The organism is Kaistella flava (ex Peng et al. 2021) (assembly GCF_015191005.1).
In the GTDB taxonomy this organism is placed as follows: Bacteria; Bacteroidota; Bacteroidia; order Flavobacteriales; family Weeksellaceae; genus Kaistella; species Kaistella flava.
Map to the genome: position 1 here is coordinate 2,650,986 of NZ_CP040442.1, position 18,935 is coordinate 2,669,920.

The 18,935-nt window shown below is 35.0% G+C and carries 17 protein-coding genes; 8 read left to right on the plus strand and 9 right to left on the minus strand.

Features of this window, described 5'->3' with window-relative positions:
* Window positions 1–16: 16 nt before the first annotated feature.
* Together Q73A0000_RS11775 and Q73A0000_RS11780 are read right to left on the minus strand one after the other, a co-directional pair.
* A complete protein-coding gene (locus tag Q73A0000_RS11775) occupies window positions 17–3,109 on the minus strand; it encodes a TAT-variant-translocated molybdopterin oxidoreductase (RefSeq protein ID WP_193811135.1) in 3,093 nt (1,030 codons plus the stop codon).
* Between the two features lie 21 nt (window positions 3,110–3,130).
* Window positions 3,131–4,498: a c-type cytochrome gene (locus tag Q73A0000_RS11780; RefSeq protein WP_193811136.1), complete on the minus strand. Its 1,368-nt coding sequence runs from the start codon at window positions 4,496–4,498 to the stop codon at window positions 3,131–3,133.
* 185 nt (window positions 4,499–4,683) lie between these two features.
* Here Q73A0000_RS11780 and Q73A0000_RS11785 point away from each other — a divergent pair, with 185 nt between their 5' ends.
* On the plus strand, window positions 4,684–5,232 hold the full coding sequence (locus Q73A0000_RS11785; protein WP_193811137.1) for an SPOR domain-containing protein: 549 nt from the start codon (window positions 4,684–4,686) through the stop codon (window positions 5,230–5,232).
* A gap of 88 nt (window positions 5,233–5,320) precedes the next feature.
* Here the strand turns inward: Q73A0000_RS11785 and Q73A0000_RS11790 are convergent, their stop codons facing one another.
* A complete protein-coding gene (locus Q73A0000_RS11790; RefSeq protein ID WP_193811138.1) occupies window positions 5,321–6,007 on the minus strand; it encodes a response regulator transcription factor in 687 nt (228 codons plus the stop codon).
* A gap of 78 nt (window positions 6,008–6,085) precedes the next feature.
* Window positions 6,086–7,636 carry a sensor histidine kinase gene (locus Q73A0000_RS11795; protein WP_193811139.1) on the minus strand — a complete coding sequence of 517 codons (1,551 nt, stop codon included), beginning with the start codon at window positions 7,634–7,636 and terminating at the stop codon, window positions 6,086–6,088.
* 187 nt (window positions 7,637–7,823) lie between these two features.
* On the opposite strand from Q73A0000_RS11795, the gene Q73A0000_RS11800 reads away from it, so the two are divergent.
* Window positions 7,824–8,318 carry an SRPBCC domain-containing protein gene (locus Q73A0000_RS11800; RefSeq protein WP_193811140.1) on the plus strand — a complete coding sequence of 165 codons (495 nt, stop codon included), beginning with the start codon at window positions 7,824–7,826 and terminating at the stop codon, window positions 8,316–8,318.
* 24 nt (window positions 8,319–8,342) lie between these two features.
* Here Q73A0000_RS11800 and Q73A0000_RS11805 read toward each other — a convergent pair whose 3' ends face one another.
* The 4 genes from Q73A0000_RS11805 to Q73A0000_RS11820 all read right to left on the minus strand — a co-directional run bounded on the left by Q73A0000_RS11805 (window position 8,343) and on the right by Q73A0000_RS11820 (window position 12,228).
* On the minus strand, window positions 8,343–8,693 hold the full coding sequence (locus Q73A0000_RS11805; RefSeq protein WP_193811141.1) for a hypothetical protein: 351 nt from the start codon (window positions 8,691–8,693) through the stop codon (window positions 8,343–8,345).
* Entirely contained in the window at window positions 8,683–10,734 is a 2,052-nt protein-coding gene (locus Q73A0000_RS11810; protein WP_193813716.1) for a S9 family peptidase, read from the minus strand. Before Q73A0000_RS11810 ends, Q73A0000_RS11805 begins: the two co-directional genes overlap by 11 nt.
* A gap of 99 nt (window positions 10,735–10,833) precedes the next feature.
* A complete protein-coding gene (locus Q73A0000_RS11815; protein WP_193811142.1) occupies window positions 10,834–11,574 on the minus strand; it encodes a uroporphyrinogen-III synthase in 741 nt (246 codons plus the stop codon).
* Window positions 11,575–11,586: 12 nt separating this feature from the next.
* Window positions 11,587–12,228 (minus strand): DUF4271 domain-containing protein, encoded by a 642-nt coding sequence (locus Q73A0000_RS11820; protein WP_244140735.1) that lies wholly within the window; start codon window positions 12,226–12,228, stop codon window positions 11,587–11,589.
* Window positions 12,229–12,372: 144 nt separating this feature from the next.
* On the opposite strand from Q73A0000_RS11820, the gene Q73A0000_RS11825 reads away from it, so the two are divergent.
* The 4 genes from Q73A0000_RS11825 to Q73A0000_RS11840 are packed head-to-tail and all read left to right on the plus strand — an operon-like array spanning window position 12,373 to window position 15,706.
* A complete protein-coding gene (locus Q73A0000_RS11825) occupies window positions 12,373–13,089 on the plus strand; it encodes a polyprenol monophosphomannose synthase (protein ID WP_193811143.1) in 717 nt (238 codons plus the stop codon).
* Complete coding sequence (locus Q73A0000_RS11830) at window positions 13,062–13,454, plus strand: DUF4296 domain-containing protein (RefSeq protein ID WP_208458777.1); 393 nt, start codon at window positions 13,062–13,064, stop codon at window positions 13,452–13,454. The genes Q73A0000_RS11825 and Q73A0000_RS11830 overlap by 28 nt, the downstream gene beginning before the upstream one ends.
* Window position 13,455: 1 nt before the next feature.
* The gene (tgt, locus tag Q73A0000_RS11835) at window positions 13,456–14,592 is read left to right on the plus strand and encodes a tRNA guanosine(34) transglycosylase Tgt (RefSeq protein ID WP_193811145.1); all 1,137 of its coding nucleotides are present in this window, start codon (window positions 13,456–13,458) and stop codon (window positions 14,590–14,592) included.
* A 19-nt stretch (window positions 14,593–14,611) separates the two neighbouring features.
* The gene (locus Q73A0000_RS11840; RefSeq protein ID WP_193811146.1) at window positions 14,612–15,706 is read left to right on the plus strand and encodes an LptF/LptG family permease; all 1,095 of its coding nucleotides are present in this window, start codon (window positions 14,612–14,614) and stop codon (window positions 15,704–15,706) included.
* On the opposite strand, the gene Q73A0000_RS11845 is transcribed toward Q73A0000_RS11840, so the two are convergent.
* Complete coding sequence (locus Q73A0000_RS11845) at window positions 15,700–16,416, minus strand: biotin--[acetyl-CoA-carboxylase] ligase (protein WP_193811147.1); 717 nt, start codon at window positions 16,414–16,416, stop codon at window positions 15,700–15,702. The two genes, Q73A0000_RS11840 and Q73A0000_RS11845, sit on opposite strands and share 7 nt — an antisense overlap.
* A gap of 87 nt (window positions 16,417–16,503) precedes the next feature.
* Between Q73A0000_RS11845 and rsfS the strand changes: the two genes are divergently transcribed.
* Both rsfS and ftsH read left to right on the plus strand, forming a co-directional pair.
* Window positions 16,504–16,866 (plus strand): ribosome silencing factor, encoded by a 363-nt coding sequence (gene rsfS, locus Q73A0000_RS11850; protein ID WP_193811148.1) that lies wholly within the window; start codon window positions 16,504–16,506, stop codon window positions 16,864–16,866.
* A 49-nt stretch (window positions 16,867–16,915) separates the two neighbouring features.
* Complete coding sequence (ftsH, locus tag Q73A0000_RS11855) at window positions 16,916–18,913, plus strand: ATP-dependent zinc metalloprotease FtsH (protein WP_193811149.1); 1,998 nt, start codon at window positions 16,916–16,918, stop codon at window positions 18,911–18,913.
* Window positions 18,914–18,935 lie beyond the last annotated feature (22 nt).

The following is an 18,935-nucleotide window of genomic DNA, read 5'->3' on the forward strand; positions in this document are numbered from 1 at the left end:
TTTACCTATTTATTATTTAAAAATTATTTTTTCTGTTTCTCACTTTGGTGTGGTAGAATACGTTTGGTTTAGTACCAATTTCTTCCAGCAAAGTATATCTTCTGTTGGTGCCGAAAAGTGCTCTAATTTCAGAACTCTTATCATTCATATCACCAAACTTCATTGCTCCAGTAGAACATGCATCAACACAAGCTGTAGAGAATTCACCGTCTCTGATGACTCTACCTTCTTTTTTAGCTTCCAGAATTACATTCTGTGTTTGTTGAATACACATAGAACATTTTTCCATAACCCCTCTTGTTCTTACAACAACATCCGGATTCAACACCATTCTTCCTAAATCATTATTTTGATTAAAGTCGAATTTATCGTTAAGGTTATATGTAAACCAGTTGAAACGACGAACTTTATAAGGACAGTTATTCGCACAATATCTTGTACCAATACATCTGTTATAAGCCATTTGATTCTGACCTTGCTTACCGTGAGAAGTTGCTGCCACAGGACAAACAGTTTCACAAGGAGCGTGGTTACAGTGCTGACACATTACCGGTTGGAAGATTACATCTGGATTAGTAGCCGGATGATTTAATATTCCACTTTCTTTATTCATGAAATGACCATACATTCCTGGTACATTAAGATCTGCCGCAACAGCTTCATACTCAGAAAGTTTACCATCTTTATTCAAATCCATCTCCGCAGGGATATCATTGGAATAATAACGGTCAATTCTTAACCAGAACATATCTCTCGACATTCTTACTTCATCTTTACCAACAACAGGAACGTTATTTTCAGCCTGACAAGCGATGACACATGCGCCACAACCTGTACAAGAGTTCAAGTCAACTGATAAATTAAAGTGAGGACCATCGGTATCATCAAAAGCATCCCAAAGGTCGATTTTACCTGCTGGCAAAGCTCCTCCAATTGTATGATATTCCAAAGGCTTGTTCCATCCTAATTTCTCATCATCAAATTTCACGTTTAAGAAATCATCCAAAGGAACTTCTCTCGCGATTTCATAACGACCCATTAATGTATTCTGAAGTTGCATTCCTGCAAATTCGTGCTCACCACCAGTTTTCTCAATTTTTACATTTGAAACAACTAAGTTAGAACCGTCAAATAAAGGATATGCATTAACACCAGATTCGGCAACTTTTCCTGAATTCTTTTTACCGTAACCTAAAGCTAATCCCACTGCTCCATCAGCCTGACCTGGTTGGATATATACTGGAACATCTTTAATCGTTACGCCATTTACAGTCACGTTTACCATTGAACCGTCTAACTGCATTCTTCCATTAAGCTCGTTTTCGATTCCTAATCTTGCAGCATCTTTCGGTGACATGGTTAAATAGTTATCCCAAGTCATTCTGGTAATTGGATCTGGCAATTCTTGCAACCAAGGATTGTTTGCCTGAGTTCCGTCTCCTATTGCAGTTTTTGTATATAAAACTAATTCTAAATCTGAGGCTTTGAAACCTGTTAATTCTGAAATAGCTTTTGCTGAATCACCACCTGTATAAGCAAGTGTTGCAGTATTACCACCCTCAATAACACCACTATAAAGTGCTTTATTAAAAGTAGTACCACCAATTAAAGTTGCAGCATTCGCTTTCAAATAATCATAATAATTATTAGCTGGATTGTCTTTTCCATTCATCCAAACCAATAGAGACTCTTCAATCTGTCTTGATTTAAATATTTTTTGGATCGTAGGCTGCATTAAAGTATAAACACCAGTTTCCGGTGTCATATCTCCCCAGCTTTCTAACCAGTTTGCTACAGGAATTACAGCTTTCGCTGCTTTGTACATTTCGTTTTTCTTATCAGCTACAGCAATAACGTAAGGAACTTTTTCTAGAGATTTTCTAAATTCTTCTCCTTTGTTATTAGAATAAATTGGGTTTACATTATTGGCGATTAATACACCAACCTGTCCCGCATTCATCCAAGCTAATAACTGCTCATATCTTTCAGCATCAAACTCCTTTAAGAAGTTCGCTTTCCCAGTGAAAGCATTTGAGGCTAATTTTTGATTAATTAAGTTGGCTAAAACGTGAGCCGCTTTAGAACCATCAGCGAAAACAACAGCGTTGCTTCCTTTTTCTTGTAGTTCTTTAACTAACTCTCCAGCTTCTTTGCTTACGCTTCCACCGTTTAGTCCGTTATAAACTTCTACTAAAACTTTATTTACAGCACTTGGCTTTAATCTAACTCTTGTATCAGCATTAGCTCCGGTTAAAGTCATGTTAGATTCCACTTGAATGTGTCTCAACATATCTTTACCTGGCGTTCTTGCTAAAGCGTATGAAGTTTCTAAAGAACCTCCGTTAAATTCGCCTAAGAAATCTGCCTGGAAAGAAACCACTAATTGTGTTTTCGATAAGTCATATACTGGTAAACTCCTCTGTCCGAATACTTCCTGTGCTGCATCTAAAGCTGCAGTGTGTGGAAGTGCATCGTAAGTTACGAGTTCAGCCGTAGGATATTTTGCTTTGAAATCACCAAACAATTTTTTGAATGTAGGTGAAGGGAATGAATGCGATAAAACAACGATTCTTTTTCCTCCAGCTTGCGCTTCAGATAAACCTTTTAAAACGAAACTGTCAACTTTATCGAAAGTTTCATCTTTACCGTCAAATTTTGGTTGCTTTACTTTATCGTTATCATATAATGAAAGAACTGCAGCTTGCGTTCTTGCACTTGTTTTACCTAAATGTTTAGCAAGTGGATTCGGTTCAATTTTAATTGGACGACCTTCTCTTGTTTTAACTAGAACACTGGCGAAATCAGATCCATCAAAAAAAGTTGAGGCGTAATAATTAGGAACACCTGGAATGATTTCGTGCGGTTTTACCACATATGGAATCGTCTTAATTACTGGAGCTTCACAAGCAGCCAAAGTAACCGCTGCCGTAGAGAATCCTAATAGTTTTAAGAAATCTCTTCTGGAAGGACCAGATTCAGTTGATTGATTTCCGCTTAACTTTTCGCCTACCGGAATTTCAGTCTGAAATTCTTTTGCAGCCAATCGTCCGTTTAAGCTCGGATCTTTCAGTTCTTGAATACTTCTGAATTGTATTTTATTTGAAGCCATTGATACTTCTAATTTTTGTTATTAATAATGACATTTACCACACTCAAGACCTCCAATTGCATCTACAGTGATTTTCGCACCTGACCCGTACTGTTTTTTCAGTTTGTCGTGTAGATTTTTGAAGTACTCTTTATTATAACCATTGTTCATATCTACCTCAGTAGTTCTGTGACATTCTATACACCATCCCATTGTGAAATCATTTGCCATTTGCACCACATTCATGGTATCTACCTGTCCGTGACAAGCTTTACAAACGATATCTATTTTCGCATTAGGATTTTTCTGATTATAAGAATTAAGGATTGCTTGCTCTCCTACCACCACGTGTTGAGCGTGATTAAAGTAAACAAAGTCCGGCATATTGTGAATTCTTGTCCACTCTACAGGTTGTGTTTTACCAGTATATTTTTGTGAAGCAGGATCCCATCCAGTTGATGCATAGATTTTTTGAATCTCACCATCATAGAATGCTTTATCTTTTCCTGGCTCCATATATTTTCCATTGTATTCAGAAATACTACGGTGACAGTTCATACAAACATTCATAGAAGGAATTTCAGAAACCTTACCATATTTTGCGGAAGAGTGACAAAGCTGACAGTCAATTTTGTTTTCTCCTGCGTGAATTCTGTGTGAGAAATGAATCGGTTGCTCAGGCTTATAACCTTTATACACTCCAATCCACATCATCCAGTTCCACAATCCATAAGCAGCAAGAACCCCTAGAACAACTAAGATTCCTTTTCCGATGTAATCATATTTTCTGTACAGATCTGCAAAAGAAATTGCTCTGCTGGCATTAAGTCCTGTTAACTCATCTGTTTGTTGCAGTTTAACCAACTGTTTCAATTTCAAAAGCAACCAAACTAATAAACCACCAATCGCTAAAAGTGAAAGCAAAATAATTTTCGAATTCATCGATTGCATTTTTGCAGCCTCTAAAGCAGCAACCGAATTATTATCTACCGCTCCTTCCCCTGCCGCTTCTGCTGCGAGCTCCGGTGCTGGTGGATTTGTTGTGTACTCTAAAATGTCATCGATTTCCTGATCAGTAAGATTAGGAAATGCTGTCATTTCAGTTTTATTAAATTTTTCGAAAATTTCGTTCGCGTACTTATCGCCTGAAGCTCTTAAAGCCTTATTGTCTTTAATCCACTTATGAAGCCAGTCCGTGTCTAAATTTTGCTCCTTTTTAACTAAGTCTACTATGCCACCCAAAGCAGGACCAACAAGCTGTTTGTCCAATGCGTGACAGGCGGTACAATTTGCTTTAAAAAGCTTTTCACCGTTCTTAGCATCTCCTTGAGCGTAAATAGAAGCACTGGTCAACAACAATAGACCTATTGCGATGAGACCTCTTTTGTAATGCTTTCTCCAACTAATCATTTATAAAATCTTGGGTTAGTAAATTATATTGAGTTTACTTTCAACTTTGCAAAAATAAGGTTTTTAAGATAAATTTAACAGCCGATACAATTGCCATTATGTCATTTCACTTAATTTGTAATGCTTCTAAATAACAAATGTTGGTATAATTTTTATTTGTTTTAAATTTGTAAAAATCTTTTTTAATGAAAAACCTTTTTAAAATAATCGTCGCCATCTCTTTGTTTTCCACAAATATATTTGAAGCACAACAAGTTGTAACCAAAGATACTATTTCCGGGACGCCTCTTTCCATCATGATGGATCAAAAAGTAAGCGACTTATTAAGTAATATCGAAGACAAATGTGCTACAAAAACAGGTACATCCTCTTCCAATTTCGACAATGAGTATTCTGATAACTCATCAAAAACAACCACTCCGAAAATTTCTGTACCGGAAAAAGAACTTACTAACGCAGAAATCTGTCGCAGAAATCCAAGAATCAGTGGTTACAAAATTCAAATCGCAGTTGTGAAAAGCAATGAAGAAGCAAGAGAAGTTGGAATGTTCTTCAGAAGAAGATTTCCAAATATGAAAGTGGAAACGGATGCTTCTTTACGACCAAACTATAAAGTACTGGCCGGAAGTTATTTTACCAAGCAAAGTGCTGCAAGTGATTTAGCTCAAATTAAAAAGTTTTTTAAAGATGCAACGTCGGTTCAATATCGTGTTTTCTGTGTAGAAGCAAAATAACATCATTACTATATATAAAGAAGCCGCTTTCTAAATTGAAAGCGGCTTCTTTATATATAGGTTTTCACATTAACCTTTTTTTTTGCGATTAATTTTTCACCAACAAACGGAACCCTTCTCCGTGTACGTTGATGATTTCTAAACCATCATCTTCTTTCAGTAATTTTCTGAGTTTAGCAATGTAAACATCCATACTTCTAGCAGTGAAATAATTCTCTTTCTTCCAGATTTTTCTTAAAGCTAAATCTCTTGGCATAAAATCATTTCTGTGCTGACAAAGTAATTTAAGCAATTCATTTTCTTTTGGTGAAAGCTTGTAATCGTTTTCATTTACTCTTAATTGTCTCAACATTGAATCAAAGAAAATATTACTGATCTTAAATTGTTCCTGTTCGTCGTTCTCAGCCGTCGCGCTTCTTTGCAGAATTGCTTTAATTTTATATAATAAAAGTTCCGTATCAAAAGGTTTGGTGATATAATCATCAGCACCCAATTGGTAACCTTTCAAAATATCTTCACGCATATTTCTCGCGGTAAGGAAAATGATCGGTATATTTTTATCAATTCTTTTTACATCTTCTGCCAAACTGAATCCATCTTTCTTCGGCATCATCACATCGAAAATACAAATATCAAATTCGTTTTCCGTAAACTCCTTTAAACCTTGCTCACCATCTGTAGCCAAGGTTACTTCAAAATTATTTATCGATAAATAATCTTTCAAAACCGCACCAAAACTCTGGTCGTCTTCTACTAATAAGATTCTGTTGCTCATAATTTTTATATTTAAAGTTATTAGGTTTTACCTCAATCTTTTTTTGTTAAATGACACTATATATAGTATCGATATTTTTTAAACATTCATCGGTAGCTTTATCGTAAACGTGCTTCCCTTATCTTTTTGAGAGTCAACGATAATTACACCTTTATGTAATTCTACTATTTTTTTTACGTAGGATAATCCAAGTCCCTGGCCTTTCACATTATGAATATTCCCAGTTTCTTCCCGGAAAAACTTCTCGAAAATCCTTAATTTATTCTCGGTTTCCATTCCCATTCCTTTATCAGAAATCTCTACCACGTACCAATTTCCTTCATTTCTGGTACTCACTTTTATCTCTGGAGCTTCTGGTGAGTATTTATTAGCGTTATCTAATAAATTCACCAAAGCATTTGCAATATGGAATTCATCAATTTTAAAGCGATACTTATCAGTATTAAATTCTTGAGTTAATGTTCCGTGCCTTTGCGCGACAATCAATCCAAAAGATTCCGTTGTTCTTTTAATTAAAGCTCGAACATCAGTTTCTTTCAAAAACAATTCTACCTCATTCCTTTCCAGCTTCGACATATTCAAAACATTTTCAACTTGCTTCTTCATCCGCAAATTTTCCTGCTTAATCAAACCTGCATAGTATTTCACCTTTTCTGGATTGGTTGCAATTTTGTCGTTTACCAAAGAATCAGTCGCCACAGAAATTGTAGCCAATGGTGTTTTGAATTCATGTGACATATTATTGATAAAGTCTGTTTTGACATCAGCGATTTTTTTCTGTCGCATCATATAATTAATGGAGATAATATAAATCCCCAAAATCGTCAGCAAAGACATGAAAGTCCCCAATAACATTGGTAAATTCGTTTTGGCCAAAGAGTAATCTTTCCTAGGAAAAACAACTGCCAGCGTATAAATCGTTCTGTCTTTATTATCCGTAAAAAGCGGATAAGTATAATTATTTTTTTCTTTTTGATCAGAAAAAGTACTATTCACCACTTTTGTCATTTCATTTTTCCGATCCATTACCGCAAAACCAAAACTCGTATCCAAACCATTCAATTTCAATTCTTTAGTCAAAACAGAATCCAATGTTTTTGCATCTACTCTTTGCTCAATCGGTAAATTCGAAGCACTCAATTTTGCAAATTCTCTTAACGCATAAGTATTATTATTAATATCTTTACTCATCTGTGCAGTAAGTGGTTCGGAACTATTGGGCGCTTTATTAATTTTCAAAATTCCTTCATCGGTATAGAGTTTCGTTAGTTTCAAACTATCTCCCTTTTGCGAAATAGGGAAATTCTGATTTTCAACGATACTTTTCTGAAATGTAATCGTTGATTTATTAGCAGAATCTGCGTTTTGTTGAATATAAGTTTGAGTTGGCTGATTACTGCCGTCAACCACGTTTTTTCCAAAATTTTTATAATCCTGATTTAGATATTTATCAACTTCCAATTGGGAAACTTTTAATGCAGAAGACTCTAAAGAAGAATATACTTTATTAGAAAAATCCTGATTCAGCGCACTGTATAATTCCTTAATCCAATACAATTGCAAGGTGACAAAGACAATCATCGAAATGGTCATCAACACTGATATAAATGGAATAAACTTATTGCTCATTATTTTTAATTAAAAATGAATTGTTAAAATTACTCATTTTAAGAATATTATAACAAAAGAAAGGCCAAAATATTGTGTTTAATTTCATAAAAGACTTTTTTTTAACAAAGTATTGTTAATCAACAATTTTTTAACTCAAATTAAGAATATTCTGTTAAAATATAATATATTTGATAAAAATCAGAGAATGAAAACTGAAATAATTTTTAATAAAGATGACAATTCGGCCTCTCTTTATATCATGAAGATTTTCCATACTACCGTTGATGAAGTCTGGAATCACTTTACAAAGGCAGATTTACTCGATCAATGGTGGGCTCCAGAACCTTGGAAATGCCAAACTTTAAAAATGGATTTTGCGCCGGAAGGAGTTTGGAATTACGCGATGGTTGGTCCGGAAAACGAAAAAAGTTTCAGCGGAGTTCGTTTTCATGAAATCAATTTTCATCGCAGTTTCGACTACTCTGCCTTTTTTACAGATGAAAACGGAAGTATGCGTAATGAATTTCCAGCCAGCAATTGGCTACTTGGTTTTACGGGAGTTGAAGAAGGCACGAAATTAACGGTCAATATTCACTTCAAAACAACAGAAGATATGAGAGCTCTTTTAGAAATGGGCTTTGAAGGAGGTTTTAAAATGGGACTTAATCAACTGGAAGAACTATTAAACAAAAAAGACTGATTTTAAAAATCAGTCTTTATTTATCTAAAAAAGTTCTTCATCAATAAAATATTGAATAATCGCTTTCTTCATTAGAATCTGTTGCTCATTCGGTTTCAACTCCGGAAGTGGCGCAACTTCATCGAAATGCGGATAGCCGTCATCGTCATAATCTCTGAACTTATAGTAACCAAAAGGTTCTAACAAACGACAAACTGCGATATGCAGAATATTCAACTTGTCATCTTTCGTATATTTTTGTTGTCCGCTTCCTAATTCCTGAACTCCGATTAAAAATAGAATCGTGTCAATCTGCGGATGTTTTTCGGTATCAAAAGTCTTTACAAAAAACGCTTCAACTTCTTCCCAAAGTTGGCTTTCTGATTTATTTTCCATCTATCTTATTTTCTAATTTCATTAAAAATGCATATTCCAAAGAATCTTCTTTTAAAGATTCAAATCTTCCGCTGGCACCGCCGTGACCGGAACTCATATCGGTTTTGAAAATCAAAATATTAGTATCGGTTTTCAATTCCCGAAGTTTTGCCGTCCATTTTGCAGGTTCCCAATATTGAACTTGAGAATCGTGCAAACCTGTTGTAATCAAAATATGCGGGTAATTTTTCGCTTCTATATTATCATAAGGAGAATATGATTTTATATAATCGTAATATTCTTTGTCTTTCGGATTTCCCCATTCATCAAATTCTCCCGTTGTTAAAGGAATCGTTTCGTCTAACATCGTCGTTACCAAATCAACAAAAGGAACTTGCGCCACAATTGCATTGAATAATTCCGGTTCATAATTAATGATCGCTCCCATCAAAAGTCCGCCGGCACTTCCGCCCATCGCATAAAGATGTTTTTCAGAAGTATAATTTTCTTTTACTAAATACTTAGCAGCATCGATGAAATCAAAGAACGTGTTTTTCTTGAAGAGCATTTTTCCATCTTCATACCACTCTCTTCCCATATATTCTCCACCTCGAACGTGTGCAATTGCGTAGATAAAACCACGATTTAAAAGAGATAGTCGAACATTCGAAAAACTCGCATCGATGGTATGTCCATAACTTCCGTAACCATAAATCAATAAAGGAGTTTCTGCAGATTTCACGGTATTTTTATGATAAACCAAAGAAATCGGAATTTTTTTTCCGTCTCTGGCAGTTGCCCAAATTCTTTCTGAAATATAATTTTCCGGAACAAAATCTCCACCTAAGACTTCCTGTTGTTTCAACAATTTGGTCGTTCTTTCTTTCATATCATATTCGAAAGTCGAACTTGGCTGCGTTAAAGAAGTATATCCGAAACGCAATTTTTCGGTGTCGAATTCTAAATTCAACCCAATATAAGCCGTATAAGTCGGATCTGAAAAAGGTAAATAATGGAAAGTGTTGTTTTTCGTATCAATGATTTTGATTTGTAAAAGACCTTCCATTCTTTCTTCAAGAACCAGATAGTTTTGGAAAATCTCAAAACCTTCCAACAAAACGTCTTCCCGATGTGGAATTACTTCAATCCAATTTTCTAGTCCTGGATTGGCCACTTTAGTTTTCGAAATTTTAAAGTTGGTAGCATCATCAGCATTTGAAATGATATAAAATTCATCTTCAAAATGCTCAACCGAATATTCTAAATCATCAATTCTTGGCTGAATTATTTTCCAGTCTGCCATAACATCATCTGCAGGAATAAATCTCTGCTCGTCAGAAATCGTACTCGAACTTGAAATAAAAATATATTTTAAAGATTTGGTTTTAAAAACATTCACATCAAAAGTTTCATCTTCTTCATGAAAAATTAAAACATCTTGCGAAGAATCCGTTCCCAATTGATGAAGAAAAACCTGAAACGCTCGCAAACTGTCATCTTTTCTGATGTAGAAAACATGCTCATTATCATTTGCCCACACTGCTTTTCCAGTCGTATTTGGAATTTGATCTTGTAAAATTTCGCCAGTTTCTAAATTCTGAAAATTTATATTATAAATTCTTCGTCCCATATTATCGGACGAATAACTCATCAATTTATTATTCGGAGAAACAGCAACACTTCCAACTTCGAAAAATTTTTGACCTTCTGCTAAAACATTTACATCTAATAAAAGTTCTTCTTCATTTTCTAAAGTCTGAAATTTTCGTGTAAACAAAGGATGCTCCTTTCCGTCTACGAACCGAACGATATACCAATATTCATTAAAAAAATAAGGAAGTGACTCATCATCTTTTTTATATCGGGCTTTCATTTCATCAAAAAGAAGTTGCTGAAAATCTTCGGTCTCTTTCATTACCGATTCAGCGTAAGAATTTTCTTCTTCCAGGTATTGTATAACTTCAGGATTCTCTCTTTCGTTCAACCAAAAATAAGGATCGTTTCTTTGATCACCGTGGATTTCCAGAACTTTCTCTATTTTTTTCGCTTTTGGCGGAGTGATATTATTATGGCTCATTTAGAGTAGATATTTAAATATAAAAAACCGACTTAATCTAAGAAAAAGGCGGTTTTTTGATTATGTTATTTAGACTTGAAGAAATTATTTCTCCAGCCCTCTTATGTATTTTTCAATTGCCATAGTCATTGATGGCGTTTCTTTGCTCGGAGCCATTACATCAACTCTCAACCCAGCATCCTTAGCTGCTTGCTCAGTAGTTAAACCGAAAACAGCAACTTTAACTTTGCCTTGTTCAAAGTCTTTAAAGTTTTCATGCAACGATTTAATTCCCTGTCTTGTAAAGAAAACCAACATATCATAATCAGCAATGTTAATTTCACTTAGATCACTACTTACCGTTTTATACATGGTGGCTTTCGTCCAGTCAATTCCAGAAGAATCTAAAACATTTTGGATATCAGAACCAATAATATCAGATGCCGGTAAAATATATTTCTCGGATGGGAACTTTTTGAAAAGCGGAATCAAATCAGCAAAAGTTCTTTCACCGAAAGCAATCTTTCTTTTTCTGTAAACAATATGTTTTTGTAAATAATTCGCAATCGCTTCTGATTGGCAAATGTAACGCATAGAATCTGGCACTGCGAAACGCATTTCTTCTGCCAAACGGAAATAATGATCAATCGCATTTTTACTGGTAAAAATAATACCGGTAAATTGCGACAAATCAATTTTCTGCGTTCTAAGCTCTTTCGCATCAACTCCTTCTACATGAATAAAAGGCTTAAAATCTATTCGGATTTTTTCCTTTCTTGCAATTTCCAAATAAGGAGAAGACTCATTAGGCGCGGGCTGTGAAACCAGTATAGATTTAATTTTCATCATCAAAATTTCTTAAAGATATAATACTCTCCATAGCACCAAAACAGGTGCAAATTGAAGGGTGCAAATATACAAAAATTTATAATACCACTTGTCAGGTAATATCTGGTTGGGTGAGAGCAAATAAAATAAAACTTTAAACACAAAAACACCAAGTAAACCAACGAAATAATAATCAAATAACTGTAAATCAGTTATATCGTAAAAATATTGATAAATACACAAAGCCATTAACACAAATGAAACTGTAAAATAAAACTTCGATGCGGTGAATTGAAAAAGAGTCCACCTTTTCATATTTCCTGTCCCAGCATAAAAAATATAGGACAACATACTTTTAAGGCTATAAAATATAATTAGTGAAATCAAGGTATATCCAAATTTATTGAGCTCATATCCGAAGAAATGAATGTCGGTTATTTGTTTTGGAACAATTGGGATCGACTGCGAAATAAGCGTTGCCATTAAAAGCGTAAAAACGACACTGATAATCAACCAACTCAAAAAATTATTAGAAGAGTCTGCGAATTTCTGCATCAAAAAAACCCTCACCGAAGAATCGCGATGAAGATATAAAAGCATGAACACATAAAGTAAAATACAACCGACGATGATAAATACCACCCAATCGTTTTGTTGCACGATTCTAACCAAAAGTAAAGTTTTTGCAAAAATAAGAATATTAAAGGAATATGTTAAGATATATTAACGCTATTTAACTTGGAATTAATCCCGGTCGTCAAAATCGTCCCTATTAATAATGGCGGAAAAGTTTATCTTTGCACCTTAATTTTTAAGATGAAAAAACTCGTCATCATTCCAACTTATAATGAGAAGGAAAATATTGAAAACATAATCGCTACAGTTTTTGCGCTGAAGGAGAATTTTCATGTTTTGATTGTTGATGATTCATCGCCCGACGGAACGGCAGAAATTGTAAAAAAACTGCAGACAATTTACCCTGATCATCTTCATTTAATTATCAGAAAAATAAAAGATGGTTTAGGAAAAGCTTATATCCATGGATTCAAATGGGCTCTGCAAAATAACTACGATTATATTTTTGAAATGGATGCTGATTTCTCACATAATCCAGCTGATCTCAATAAATTATTTCAAGCATGCTTAAAAGCAGATATGAGTATTGGTTCCCGATATTCAAAAGGAGTAAATGTGGTTAACTGGCCAATGGGAAGAGTTCTTCTTTCTTACTTCGCTTCTAAATATGTGCGCATGATTTTGGGAATTCCAATTCATGATACGACTGCGGGATTCGTTTGTTTCTCCAGAAAAGTCTTGGAAGAAATTGGTTTAGACAAAATTAAATTAAAAGGATACGGTTTTCAGATTGAAATGAAATTCCGTGCGATTAAAAAAGGATTTAAAGTTGTAGAAGTTCCTATTATCTTCACCAACAGAGAATTAGGAGTAAGCAAAATGAATGGCGGAATTATTCACGAAGCTGTTTTTGGAGTTTTAAATTTAAAATGGAAATCCATGATCGGGAAGTTATGAGAAAAATAACATTGGTGCTTTTTTCATTTTTAATGATGGCTTGTTCGCAACTGATTGACCAACCAAAAAACCTTGTTCCGAAAGATACCATGTCAGAATTACTTGCAGACTTTGCAATAAATGAGCAACTGAACATGGTGGTAGAAAATACCAATTTAGATAATGCAACCCGATACACCCTTCAACAAAAAAAAATCAAAGGAAATGATTTTGTTGAAAGTTATAAATACTACACCGCCACCGGCGACATAGAAAAGATAATAGATAACGCACAGGATATTGTTTTAAACAAAGATCCAAAAGCAAAAATCTATATCGAGAAGAAATTAAAAGAAAACAAAAACTTACCTGCATTTGCAAGATAATATGAAGTCCCCATTTTTCGAAATCAATAAAAGCACAACCGGAAAAGCTAGAGCCGGAACAATTACAACAGATCACGGCACCATTGAAACACCGATTTTCATGCCCGTGGGAACAGTTGCTTCTGTAAAAACCGTTCATCAAAGAGAACTAAAAGATGATATCAAAGCGCAGATTATTTTAGGAAATACCTATCACTTAAATCTTCGCCCAAAAATGGATATCATGCAGCAAGCTGGAGGTCTTCATAAATTCATGAACTGGGATTTACCAATTCTTACCGATTCTGGTGGTTACCAAGTGTTCTCTTTGTCAAAATCGAGAAAATTAAATGAGAAAGGCGTAAAATTCAAATCTCATATTGACGGAAGTACTCATTTTATTTCACCTGAAATTTCGATGGATATCCAAAGAAAGATTGGTGCAGATATCTTCATGGCTTTTGATGAATGTGTTGCTTATCCCGCAGAATATAACCAGGTTAAAAAATCAATGGATCTTACGCATCGCTGGTTAAAACGATGTATAAAATGGAATGCAGAAAACCCGGAATTATACGGTCATAAGCAAGCGTTTTTCCCCATCGTTCAAGGATCTTGTTATGCTGATTTAAGAATAAAATCTGCAGAATTTATCTCAGAACAAAACGCAGTAGGAAATGCAATTGGTGGACTTTCTGTAGGAGAACCAGAAGAGGAAATGTACAGAATCACAGATATCGTAACTGATATTTTGCCAGTCGAAAAACCAAGATATTTAATGGGTGTTGGTACTCCGTGGAATATTTTAGAATCTATCGGTTTAGGAATCGACATGATGGATTGTGTAATGCCAACCAGAAATGCCAGAAATGCTATGTTATTTACTTGGCAAGGCGTGATGAATATGAAGAATAAGAAGTGGGAAAGTGATTTTTCTCCTTTAGATGAATTCGGAACGAGTTATGTAGATTCAGATTATTCGAAAGCATATGTTCGTCATTTATTTGTGGCCAAAGAATATTTAGGAAAACAAATTGCATCTATTCATAATTTAGCTTTCTACTTGGATCTAGTTAGAGTTGCAAGACAACATATTGTCGCTGGCGATTTCTACGAATGGAAACAATCAATCGACCCAATTCTTAGACAAAGACTTTAAAAAAATTCTAAAAGTATTTATGAAAATAATTGACCTCTATATCATCAAAAAATACCTCGGAACTTTTGGGTTCATGTTAGGGTTATTAACGATTATTATTTTGGTCATCGATGTCCAGGCAAAAGCTCCAAGAATTGAATCAAACGGCTTTACCGTAACTGAATTTTTGATTGATTTCTATCCGTATTGGATTGTAAATCTGGTTATTACCTTCATGTCGATTTTGGTTTTTATCTCGGTTATTTTCTTTACTTCAAAAATCGCCAACAATACTGAGATTGTTGCCATCATAAGTTCTGGAGCTAGTTTCCATCGATTTGCCAGACCTTATTTTATAACGTCTGGAGTGATTGCGATTGCCGCTTTATTGATCAATCACTTTTTATTACCGCTGGCAAACATTAAGAAGAACGAATTAGAACCTTATACTTATAGTGCAAAAAACCGGGAAGAATTCACTGGAAATGCTGAAGTTGCGACTCAACTTTCAAAGACCGAGTACATCTTTATTAAAAGTTATAATAAAAAAGAGAAGCGTGGTTCGGGCTTTTTCTACCAGAAATTTGATAAAGACAGAAAGTTGATTTATCAATTAAATGCTGCAGATTTCTATTGGGATAAGGATAAAAAGTTATTCTTAATGACTAATTATTTAGAAAAGTCATTCCTTAAAAATGACACCGAAAAATTAGCTCAAGGAAACACGATGTCTAAAAATTTCGGTCAATCTCCGGAGGAACTTTTTCCTGATGTTTTATTAGGTCAAAATAAAACTACGCCTGAACTTATTAAATTCATCAACCGGGAAAAAGAAAAAGGAAACGCAAATCTCAATAACTATTTGAATGAGCTTTATCAGAGAACCTCAATGCCATTTTCGGTAATTATCTTGACGGTTTTAGGACTTGCTCTTTCATCTGAAAAAAAACGGGGTGGTTTAGGAATGAACCTCGCAATTGGGATTTCACTGGCTTTTGTCTTTGTATTTTCATTTGAAGTTTTAAAGGTTGTTTCCGCCAATAAAACAATATCACCACTTCTCGCAATGTGGATTCCTAACTTTATTTTTGGCCCACTTGCCTTGTATCTTTATTTTAAAAGAGCCAATCAATAAAGAAGCGCAATCTCTTTATGGAAGAATTTCTTTAATCCATCGTTTTCTAATTCAACCCAAAGAAATCCGTCTTCATCTACTTTTTTAATAATGCCATTTTGTCTTGATTGACCGATTTGAAAAACAGAGATTAAATCCTTTCGGAACAACCGTTCATTCAACTTTTTCAATACCGATTCTTCAGAAGTTGGTTTCGTTAAATTTTCGACCAAATACTCATGTAATGATTCTGTCAAACTTTCAAGATCGAATCTAATTCCGGTTTGAGTAAGTAATGAGCCTGCTTTTGGGAGATGCTTGAAATTTTCTTCTAAAACATTTACCCCAATACCGATAAGGAAATACGATCTTCTTTTAATAATTTTCTTTTCAATTAAAATCCCAGAAACTTTTTTATTATTAATGATAATATCATTTGGCCACTTAATTTGAGGCGTATGATTTGTCAGAATGGCAAGAAAATCAGTCAATACTTCAGCGGTATGAAAATTGAATAAATGATTGGGTAATTTAATGAGTTCATCAGGGACTGCGACTGAATAAGCCAAGCTTAAATCGTTACCAGATTCCCAGGAATTTCCATACTGGCCTTTGCCTTTAGTTTGATTAAAAGTGCAAACAGCTTGCAGATCAAGAGTGTCATGAGATATAAATTTCTCAATCTCATCATGGGTTGAAGAACATTCTTTGAGATAGAACAAGCACATCATTTATGAAAACTTTAAGAGTTAGATTTGGTAAATTTGAGACTATTTAAATAAAAAAACAATAAATTTGCAGATTATACAAAATTTTTAATGAACAAAATCACAGAAAAGCAACTACTAATCGACAAAATTGTAGAGGCAATACAAGATACCAAGGGAGAAGACATCATGATCTTCGACTTATCGACCATCGAAAATTCGGCAGCGCAAACATTCGTAATCTGCACCGGAAACTCTAACACCCAAGTTTCGGCTATTTCCGGAAACATCCAAAAAAAGGTTAGAAATGATTTACAAGACCGTCCATGGCATGTGGAAGGGAGTGAAAACTCACTTTGGGTTCTGTTGGATTATGTATCCGTAGTGGTGCACGTTTTCCAGAGAGAAACCAGAGAATACTATGATATTGAGGAGCTTTGGGGAGATGCAAAGATCACCAAAATCGAAAATTAATTACTGATAGTTGACGAGAACCATTTCGTCAAAATTTTTATAAAAAGATATGAATAACAATAAAGGATTTAACTGGTTTTTCCCAATTGCGATTGTGGCCATTTTACTCTTTTTCTTTTCGAATATGAATGGGGATTCCTCAGCGAATTCATTAGACGAAGAAGGGTTCTATGCCTTAATGGCAGAGGGTAAAGTTCAGAATGTACTGATTTATAAAGATACCGAAAAGGCAGATGTTTTTCTTACACCGGCTGCTAAAAAAGCATTAGATAGTAAGCAGGTTGCAAAAGAAAGAAGCCCTTTTTCAGCATTTGACTTTTCTCCAAAACCCGATTACACAATCAGTTTCGGAGACCTACAGCTTTTCTTGGAAAAATTCGATAAAATCAAACAGGATAACCCAGCCATCGTAACTAAAAAAGATTACGGAGTTGGTAAAAATCCAATGACGGAGTTATTATTTACCGCGGTTTTCTGGATCGCAATCATGGCACTCTTCTATTTTGTGATTTTCCGCAAAATGATGGGCGGCGGTGGCGGCGGAGGCGGTGGCCAAATCTTCTCTATCGGTAAATCAAAAGCAAAACTGTTTGACGAAAAAGATAAAGTTCAAGTTTCATTTAAAGATGTTGCAGGACTGGAAGGTGCAAAAGAAGAAGTTCAGGAAGTGGTAGACTTTTTAAAGAACTCTGAAAAATACACCAAACTGGGAGGTAAAATTCCGAAAGGAGTATTATTAGTTGGTCCTCCGGGAACAGGTAAAACCCTTTTAGCAAAAGCAGTTGCAGGTGAGGCGAAAGTTCCTTTCTTCTCGCTGTCAGGTTCTGACTTTGTCGAAATGTTTGTAGGAGTTGGAGCTTCCCGAGTAAGAGACTTATTTGCTCAGGCGAAAGCGAAATCACCGGCGATTATTTTCATTGATGAAATTGATGCTATCGGTAGAGCCAGAGGAAAAGGAAACATGACGGGAGGAAATGATGAAAGAGAAAACACTCTGAATCAATTACTGACAGAAATGGATGGTTTTGGAACCGACACGAATGTGATCATTATGGCGGCAACCAACAGAGCAGATATTTTAGATAAAGCCTTAATGAGAGCTGGTCGATTTGACCGTTCGATTTATGTTGACTTACCAGAGTTGCATGAAAGAAGAGAAATCTTCGATGTGCATTTGGCTAAAATTAAAATGGAACCGAATATTGATCGAGAATTCTTGGCAAAACAAACTCCAGGATTTAGTGGTGCAGATATCGCAAACCTTTGTAATGAGGCCGCTTTAATTGCAGCAAGAAATTCTCATGAATCGGTAACGAAACAAGATTTCTTAGATGCTGTTGATAGAATTATCGGTGGTCTTGAAAAGAAAAATAAAGCAATTAAGCCTTCAGAAAAAAGAAGAGTTGCTTATCACGAAGCAGGACACGCAACTATTTCTTGGTTGGTAGAACATGCAGCACCGTTATTAAAGGTGACTATCGTTCCGAGAGGACGTTCATTAGGTGCAGCGTGGTATCTTCCGGAAGAAAGACAGTTGACGACTACTGAGCAGATGTATGACGAGCTTTGTGCGACCTTAGGTGGTAGAGCTGCTGAGCAAACCATCTTCGGAAACATTTCAACTGGCGCGCTTTCAGATTTAGAAAGAGTAACCAAACAAGCGCAAGCAATGGTTACCATTTACGGACTAAACGATAAAATCGGTAATATATCTTACTACGACAGTACAGGACAATCTGAATATAGCTTTGGAAAACCGTATTCTGAGAATACTGCAAAAATGATTGACGAAGAAATTTCGAAAATTATTGAAACGCAATATGCCAGAGCTTTGCAGATTTTAGCTGATAATAAAGATAAATTAGATGCACTTGCTGCGAAACTTTTAGAAAAAGAAGTCATCTTTAGAGAAGACTTGGAAGAAGTTTTCGGTGAAAGAGCTTGGGATCCTGAATTAACAGAACATCCTGTTTCTAATACTCATAAAGCGAAAACTCCGGTTGAAGATGCAGAAATCTTAGGACCCGAATCTAATTCACAACTTTAATAAATTGAGTCCTGATTATTTA

Excerpts from the sequence above, each read along its gene's own strand:
- rsfS (WP_193811148.1), top strand. The coding sequence starts at position 16,504 with ATGAACAAAATCACAGAAAAGCAACTACTAATCGACAAAATTGTAGAG.
- Q73A0000_RS11845 (WP_193811147.1), bottom strand. The coding sequence starts at position 16,416 with ATGATGTGCTTGTTCTATCTCAAAGAATGTTCTTCAACCCATGATGAG.
- Q73A0000_RS11790 (WP_193811138.1), bottom strand. The coding sequence starts at position 6,007 with ATGAGCAACAGAATCTTATTAGTAGAAGACGACCAGAGTTTTGGTGCG.
- tgt (WP_193811145.1), top strand. The coding sequence starts at position 13,456 with ATGAAGTCCCCATTTTTCGAAATCAATAAAAGCACAACCGGAAAAGCT.
- Q73A0000_RS11800 (WP_193811140.1), top strand. The coding sequence starts at position 7,824 with ATGAAAACTGAAATAATTTTTAATAAAGATGACAATTCGGCCTCTCTT.
- Q73A0000_RS11785 (WP_193811137.1), top strand. The coding sequence starts at position 4,684 with ATGAAAAACCTTTTTAAAATAATCGTCGCCATCTCTTTGTTTTCCACA.
- Q73A0000_RS11815 (WP_193811142.1), bottom strand. The coding sequence starts at position 11,574 with ATGAAAATTAAATCTATACTGGTTTCACAGCCCGCGCCTAATGAGTCT.
- ftsH (WP_193811149.1), top strand. The coding sequence starts at position 16,916 with ATGAATAACAATAAAGGATTTAACTGGTTTTTCCCAATTGCGATTGTG.
- Q73A0000_RS11825 (WP_193811143.1), top strand. The coding sequence starts at position 12,373 with ATGAAAAAACTCGTCATCATTCCAACTTATAATGAGAAGGAAAATATT.
- Q73A0000_RS11830 (WP_208458777.1), top strand. The coding sequence starts at position 13,062 with ATGGAAATCCATGATCGGGAAGTTATGAGAAAAATAACATTGGTGCTT.
- Q73A0000_RS11795 (WP_193811139.1), bottom strand. The coding sequence starts at position 7,636 with ATGAGCAATAAGTTTATTCCATTTATATCAGTGTTGATGACCATTTCG.
- Q73A0000_RS11775 (WP_193811135.1), bottom strand. The coding sequence starts at position 3,109 with ATGGCTTCAAATAAAATACAATTCAGAAGTATTCAAGAACTGAAAGAT.
- Q73A0000_RS11805 (WP_193811141.1), bottom strand. The coding sequence starts at position 8,693 with ATGGAAAATAAATCAGAAAGCCAACTTTGGGAAGAAGTTGAAGCGTTT.
- Q73A0000_RS11780 (WP_193811136.1), bottom strand. The coding sequence starts at position 4,498 with ATGATTAGTTGGAGAAAGCATTACAAAAGAGGTCTCATCGCAATAGGT.
- Q73A0000_RS11840 (WP_193811146.1), top strand. The coding sequence starts at position 14,612 with ATGAAAATAATTGACCTCTATATCATCAAAAAATACCTCGGAACTTTT.